This window comes from Thiohalocapsa sp. (assembly GCF_019695415.1).
In the GTDB taxonomy this organism is placed as follows: Bacteria; Pseudomonadota; Gammaproteobacteria; order Chromatiales; family Chromatiaceae; genus Thiohalocapsa.
On the sequence record NZ_JAIFKJ010000209.1, the window covers coordinates 1 to 6,647 of the forward strand.

A 6,647-nucleotide genomic window follows, 5' to 3' on the forward strand; every position below is an offset into this window, starting at 1 on the left:
TTCGGCGGCTAAGCCGAAGTCCCAGGCATGGCGGGTCGGTAGCCCCGGTACCAGGGCACCGAGCAGCCAGGCGCCGCCGGCGCCGAGCAGAAAGCCGACGACACCGCCGAGCAGCGCGAGCAAAGTCGCCTCTAGCAGGAACAGGGCCAAGATCTGACCGCGACCGGCGCCGAGCGCCCGTAGCAAGCCGATCTCGGCACGCCGCTCGCCGACGGCGATGGTCATGATGGTGAGAATCCCGACGCCGCCCACCAGCAGTGAGATGGCCCCGAGCGCTGCCACCACGGCGGTCAGCACATCGAGCACCGAGCCGAGCACCTCGAGCATCTGGTCCTGCGTGGTGATGCTGAAGTCCTCGCGTCCGTGACGGCGCATGAGCAGATCCTTGACCCCCTCGGCGACAGCGGTGCTGTCGGCGGCACGGTCGTAAAGCAAGTCGATCTCCATCAGCCCCTCGCGGTCGAACATGGCGAGCGCACGCTGCACGGGGATGTAGACGGTGTCGTCGAGATCAAAGCCCAGCATCTGGCCCTTGGGCTCCATCACGCCGATGACCCGGAACGGCTCCCCACCGATGCGGATGCGCGCCCCGAGGGCCGGGGCCTCTCCAGCGACTCCTCGCGGGAACAGCTCCCGGTACAGCTTGGCACCGAGCACCGCCACCGGCCGCGCGGCGCCGTCCGCCGGCAGGAACTGCCCTTGTGCCGGTCGCATCGCCCAGATGGCCGGCACCTCCGGTCCGGCGCCGAACACCATGGTCCTGCGGCTGCGTCGCCCCGCCTCCACCGCCGCGTTACCGGAGACGACGCCCACCACGGCCTCCACGTCGGGCACCCGCTTCAGCGCGTCCACATCGTCCATCGACAACGGCCGCACGCTGGCGATCATGGCCCCGGACATGCCCATGGTGGTGGTGCGCCCCGGTGTGACCGCGATGAGGTTGGTGCCGAACTGTGTGAACTCCGCTAGCACGAAGCGGTGAACCCCCTCACCGATGGCCGTCAGCAGCACCACCGCGGCGACGCCGATGGCGATTCCGGACAGGGTCAGCAGGCTGCGGCCGCGGCGGGCGAGCACGGCACCGCCGGTGTAGGCCAGGATGTCGCGGACGCGCATGGCTCACGCAGCTCCAACCTTCACCACTTCAAACTTTCACTCCCCCGCCAGCGCCCGCACCGGATCGAGTCGCGCGGCCCTCTGCGCCGGCATCAGCCCGAAGAGCAGCCCGGCGACGAGGGAGACCACCGCTGCCGCGAGCGGCGCCCAGAGCGGCACCACAAAGTGGAAATCCGGGAGCCACGCATTGAAGCCCCAGACACCTGCGTAGGCGAGCAGGACGCCCGCCGCGGTTCCTGCCAGCGCGAGCAACAATGCCTCGGCCAGGAACAGCCCAAGTACATCGCTGCGGCGGGCGCCGAGCGCCTTTAGGAGCCCAACCTCGCCGGTGCGCTGGGACACGGATACCAACATGACATTCATGATCAGCACCCCCGCTACGGTCAGACTGATGGCCGCGATGCCGGCGACGGCCATCGTCAAGGCGGCGAGAATGCGGTCGAAGGTGCCGAGCAGCGCATCTTGGGTGATGACGCTGACGTCGTCCTCTCCTTCATGCCGCTCGCGGATGATTGCACGCACCTCGTCAGCGGCAGCGTCGAGTGATTCTCGGCCGCCCGTCTGCACCAGAATCCGAAACAGGCTCGGGTTGTCGAACAGCGCCTCCGCGCTCGCGACTGGGATGATGGCCAGGTCCGCGAGGTTACTGCCGAGTGACACCCCCTTGGCGGAGAGTACCCCAATGACCCGAAAGCGCCGGTCGCCGATGCGCAGTCGCTGCCCAACGGGGTTGGCGCCGCGAAAGAGCTCCTCCGCCAGGGTCTGCCCGATCACAGCCACGGCCGCACCCCGTTCCGGGTCCCCCCGCGGCAGGAAACGGCCGCTGGCCAGCTCCAGTCGGCGTACATCGATGTAGTCCGCAGTGGCGCCGAGGATGGACACCTCCCGCGACAGCGCGCCCGCCGACACCTCCGCCGCACCCACGGACACGGGTGCGACGCGTTGCACAGCGCGCGCGCGCAGCAGTGCCAGGGCATCCTGCAGAGTCAGGTCCCGCGGCGTCTCGCCCAGCAGTGGCGGGGGCCCGCCGGCGGTCTCGTTGCGACCCGGGATGACGATCAACAGATGCGTTCCAAGCTGCGTGAGCTCGTCCAGCACATAGCGCCGCGCGCCCTCCCCCAGTGCCGACAGCAGCACCACGGCCGCCGTCGCGAAGGCCATTGCGGCGAGCGTCAGCCAAGTGCGTGTGGGGTGCGAGGTCAGCGCGCGGGCGGCGCTTGCCAGCGTGTCTGTGGGATGCATGGGCCCGCGTCGGATGTCAGGTCGCCTGCAGCGACACTTGCGCGAGGATCATCCGATACCTGCCGGTATAGACGCTGCAACACATCACGTGGTTTGCGGAAAGAGCCGATCGCATTGCGCCCTGTCGCCCCCCGGGACAGTCACCTACAGAAATTATGGTTTAGACTGAGCATGGCGAGGAAGGTCACCCCACCGGTCCGGCGGGCTCGTGTCAAGCCTCCGAGGCCACACGAGCCTGCTGGCCCGCGGTATCCCCGCGACATGCCTTTATTGCCGTTGCGCACCCGGGATACGCCGGGGCATGGGCCGCCAACTTCCCGCCGAAGCCGAATCACCAGAGGAGTGAAGCAACGTGTCCGAGGTTACCGTGTCCGCCACACAAGCAAGAATGCAGAATCCGCTGATCCTGTCGGTCATCCCGCCGCTGATCCTGTTCGGTGCCGCCGTCGTGCTGTTCCGGATGAGCGTCGACGACGTGACGGCCACTTACAAGTATTGGGAGATCTTCGTACCGACCGTCGCCGTGCTGTCGCTGTTCTCCGGCTGGCATCAATGCCAGATGATGGGCAATGACCGCGTCTGGTACGTGCTCCGGCAGTTCATTCATTGGGGGGCGATCATCGCCGTACTCTACCTGTTCCATATCGCGGGCTTCCGGGAACTGCTCGACGACCGCCAGTACACGGTTATCCTGCTCGGCATTCTCGCTGTGGCTACCCTCCTGGAAGCCATCCAGATGGACTATAAGCTGATCCTGTTCTCCCTCTTCCTCGCCTTCTGCGCCTATGTACTGTACCTGCCAGAGGGCAACGCCGGGCTGATGATGCTGGGCAACCTCTTCGGCATCGAGGATCCAGGCAGTCATCCGGTCACCGTCGTCGGCATCCTCGCGGTCATCGGCTTCGTCCTGAGCCTGGGCGTGCATTGGCTGATCCCCAGCAGGGGCCGCAGTACTCGGAAGGCGGCGGCGCCCGAGTCCAGCGCAGCAACCGCGCAGAGCCGCGGCGCGCCGGTGAGCCCAGCGCAGCCATCATCGGCCTCCAGACCGGCGGCTCCGGCGGGCACTGCCTGAGTCGCCCCTTCTGCCGCGGGGCGGACCGCGCCGCGGCAGGGCCCAGGCGCAGCCACGGCGGCGCCGCCGTTACATCAAACGATGGCGCCGTCGTCCATTTGGATACGGCGACGGGCGCGGTCGCCGAGCGCTGGGTCGTGAGTGACGACCACCAGCGTCAGGCCCTGGACGTTGAGGGCCTCTAGTGCTGCGATCACGTCCTCACCGCTGGCGCGGTCGAGATTGCCTGTGGGCTCGTCGGCCAGCAGCAGACGCGGGCGGGTAACCGTGGCGCGGGCGATGGCGACGCGCTGGCGCTGGCCGCCGGACAGCTGATCCGGACGATGGTCGGCGCGGAGTGTCAGGCCCACCGCCTCCAGCGCCCCTGCCACCCGCCTGCGGCGCTCGCGCACCGGGCGTCCAGCGAGGATCAGCGGCAGCTCCACGTTCTCGGCCGCCGTGAGCCGGGGGATGAGATGAAACGCCTGAAAGACGAAGCCGATGCGCTCGCGCCGCAAGCGCGCACGGCGCTCCTCGGGTAAGGTCGTCGTCTCGGTGCCGTCCAGCGCGTAGCTGCCGGCGTCCGGGCGGTCCAGCAGACCCAGAATGTTCAGCAAGGTGCTCTTGCCGGAGCCAGACGGGCCCATGACGGCTGCGTAATCGCCGTCGGCCAGTGACAGGTCCACATCGCGCAGGGCATGGACCACTTGGTCGCCCACCTGGAAGCGGCGCTCGATGCCGCGGAGCACGATCATCCCGGTTGCGACCGCGTCGACTCAGCCATCCCTGGCCTCTTCCGGCACCGCCAGCCCACCAGGCTCGACGCCCTCACGGTCCGTCGACAGCACCACCTGCTCGCCGGCGGCAAGCCCCGCCGTCACCTCGGTGCGCTCCCAGTTGGCGAGGCCCGTCTCGATGTCGCGCGACACCAGTCGACCGTCTGCTTCGAGCACCAGCACCGCATCTGGTACGTCCCCGAGGCCCGGCGTGATAGCCGCGGTGGGAATCGACAGCGTGTCCTCGGCGACGGCTGTGACAATCTCCACGTCGGCGCTGTAGCCGGCGAGCAGCGGCGGGTCATCCGGCGGGTGCGCGATGACCACCTCCACCTCCACGGTGCGGGCCTGTTTCTCCTGATCCAGCACATAGGGTGCAATGCGCCGCACGACGCCCAGGAATTCACGGTCCCGATAGGCATCCAGCGTCACCCGAGCCGCATGCCCCAAGCGCACCCGGGCGGCGTCCACCTCGTCGATGGGGGCGGAGATGTAGAAGCAGCTGTCGTCGATGAGGTCCACCGCCGGCGGCGTCGGGATGCCGGGCGGCGACGGCGTGACATACTCATTGAGCTCGCCCGAGACCTCGGCAATGACGCCGGCAAACGGGGCCGTGAGCCGGGTGCGTGCCAGCTCGGCCTCCGCAACGCCGACGCGGGCGGCGGCCACGCGCGCGGTGGCGTGTGCGGCCTCGCACTCGGCGCGGCCGGTGGCCGCGGCGGTCTGGGCGCGGTCGACGGCTTCTTCGCTCGCCATACGCCGCTCCCGGAGCTTCTCCTGGCGCGCGGCCTCTCGGGCGGCCTGGTCCGCGTTGAGGCAAGCCGCACGGGCGCGGGCCGCGCTGGCCTCGGCCTCGCGCTCCGCCAGCTCCAACCGAGCGATGAGATCGCGGTTCCAGAGCGCCAACAGCAGTTGCCCAGCCTCGACGCGGTCGCCCTCGTGCACCTCTAACTGCGCTATCTGGCCCCCAGTGCCGGGCGCGAGCCGCGCCCGCCGGCAGGCTTTGACGGTGCCAGCACGGGTGTTGGCGACAATCTCTTCCACCGCCCCGCGCTCCACCGTCGCCACTCGCACCTTAACCGGGTGCGGCCGCGCGCTGTACCACCAGGCCGCGGCCGCGCCAGCGACGAGTAACAGGATCAGCAGCGGACCGGCGGGGATGCGCATGGCGTCGGCGAGGATGGGCAAGGCCCATCAACAGCCACCGTATTGGCTCGCCAGCAAACGGATGGCGTCGCGATTGGTCCAGGAGCCGGTCAGGCGCGCGGCTTGAGCGGCGGGCAGCCAGCGGCAGCCACTGTGCTCGTCGGCGGCGAGCCGAATACGGCGCCGCGCCGGCAGGGGCAGCGCGAACCAGTGCTCGCGGTTGAAGCAGACCCCCTGACGGTAGCGGACGCGCCAGGCGGGCTTGATCGGGAAGAGTCGGCTCTCACGCAAGTCCACGAGGCCGGAGCCGGCCACCAGGCCCGTCTCCTCTCGCAGCTCCCTCACCGCCGCCGCCCGCGGCGTCTCGCCCGGCTGCAGACTGCCGGTGACCGACTGCCAGAAGTGCGGCGGGCGCACCCGATCCAGGAGCAGAAACTCGCCGGCGCGAGTAAAGACGACAACCAGGACAGAGACGGGGCGCTTTGACGCCGATGCGGCGGCGCCGGATGTCAGCGAGTCCGTGACGTCGAGCTGCGGTGTCACAGGTCCAACGCCTCGCCCCACGCCCCTCTTGCCGTCATGCCCGCAGCCTAATGCGCAGCGCCAGCTCGTGCAGCTGCGCCTCGTCCACCGCGGAAGGGGCGTCCGTGAGCAGGCAGGATGCGGTCTGGGTCTTTGGAAAGGCCATCACATCGCGAATGGACTGGCTGCCGGTCATGAGCATCACCAGCCGGTCCAGGCCGAAGGCGATGCCGCCGTGCGGCGGGCAGCCGTACTTGAGGGCGTTGAGCAGGAAGCCGAAGCGGGCATCCGCCTCCTCATCGGTGATCTTTAGCAGCCGGAACACCTGGCGCTGCACGGCCTCGCGGTGGATACGGATGGAGCCGCCGCCCACCTCGGTGCCGTTCAGCACCAGGTCGTAGGCGCGGGACTCGACGCCGCCGGGGTCCTGCTCGAGCTGCTCCAGCTGGTCCTCCTTCGGTGCCGTGAACGGGTGGTGCAGCGCCACCCAGCGGCCGGTGTGCGGGTCCTGCTCGAACATCGGGAAGTCCACCACCCAGAGCGGGCGCCAGTCGCCGGACGCCAGCCCGCGGTCGTGCCCGAGCTTGGTGCGCAGAGCGCCGATGGACTCGTTGACCACATTGGCCTTATCCGCACCGAAGAAGACGAGGTCGCCGTTCTCGGCACCGGTGCGCTCCATGATGCCGGACACGGCGCTGTCCGGCAGGAACTTGAGGATGGGCGACTGCAGCCCTTCCCGCCCTTGGCCCGTCCAGTCGTTGACCTTGATGTACGCCAGCCCCTTGGCGCCTTAG

At 69.1% G+C, this 6,647-nt stretch carries 6 protein-coding genes and 1 pseudogene; 1 reads left to right on the plus strand and 6 read right to left on the minus strand.

Annotation, left to right across the window (positions count from 1 at the left end):
* A partial coding sequence (locus tag I6U14_RS05970; protein WP_296897692.1) for an ABC transporter permease occupies positions 1–1,116 on the minus strand: 1,116 nt, incomplete at its 3' end.
* A 36-nt stretch (positions 1,117–1,152) separates the two neighbouring features.
* Positions 1,153–2,358 carry an ABC transporter permease gene (locus I6U14_RS05975; RefSeq protein WP_296897693.1) on the minus strand — a complete coding sequence of 402 codons (1,206 nt, stop codon included), beginning with the start codon at positions 2,356–2,358 and terminating at the stop codon, positions 1,153–1,155.
* A 352-nt stretch (positions 2,359–2,710) separates the two neighbouring features.
* On the opposite strand from I6U14_RS05975, the gene I6U14_RS05980 reads away from it, so the two are divergent.
* Positions 2,711–3,430: a hypothetical protein gene (locus I6U14_RS05980; RefSeq protein WP_296897695.1), complete on the plus strand. Its 720-nt coding sequence runs from the start codon at positions 2,711–2,713 to the stop codon at positions 3,428–3,430.
* A gap of 74 nt (positions 3,431–3,504) precedes the next feature.
* Here I6U14_RS05980 and I6U14_RS05985 read toward each other — a convergent pair whose 3' ends face one another.
* The 4 genes and pseudogenes from I6U14_RS05985 to I6U14_RS06000 form a co-directional block, all read right to left on the minus strand.
* A complete protein-coding gene (locus I6U14_RS05985) occupies positions 3,505–4,164 on the minus strand; it encodes an ABC transporter ATP-binding protein (protein ID WP_296897697.1) in 660 nt (219 codons plus the stop codon).
* Between the two features lie 21 nt (positions 4,165–4,185).
* On the minus strand, positions 4,186–5,373 hold the full coding sequence (locus I6U14_RS05990; protein ID WP_296897698.1) for an efflux RND transporter periplasmic adaptor subunit: 1,188 nt from the start codon (positions 5,371–5,373) through the stop codon (positions 4,186–4,188).
* Between the two features lie 6 nt (positions 5,374–5,379).
* Entirely contained in the window at positions 5,380–5,874 is a 495-nt protein-coding gene (gene nudB, locus I6U14_RS05995; RefSeq protein WP_296897699.1) for a dihydroneopterin triphosphate diphosphatase, read from the minus strand.
* A 34-nt stretch (positions 5,875–5,908) separates the two neighbouring features.
* A pseudogene (locus I6U14_RS06000) lies at positions 5,909–6,643 on the minus strand (amino acid--tRNA ligase-related protein); the annotation flags it as partial.
* Positions 6,644–6,647 lie beyond the last annotated feature (4 nt).

Excerpts from the sequence above, each read along its gene's own strand:
- I6U14_RS05975 (WP_296897693.1), bottom strand. The coding sequence starts at position 2,358 with ATGCATCCCACAGACACGCTGGCAAGCGCCGCCCGCGCGCTGACCTCG.
- I6U14_RS05985 (WP_296897697.1), bottom strand. The coding sequence starts at position 4,164 with ATGATCGTGCTCCGCGGCATCGAGCGCCGCTTCCAGGTGGGCGACCAA.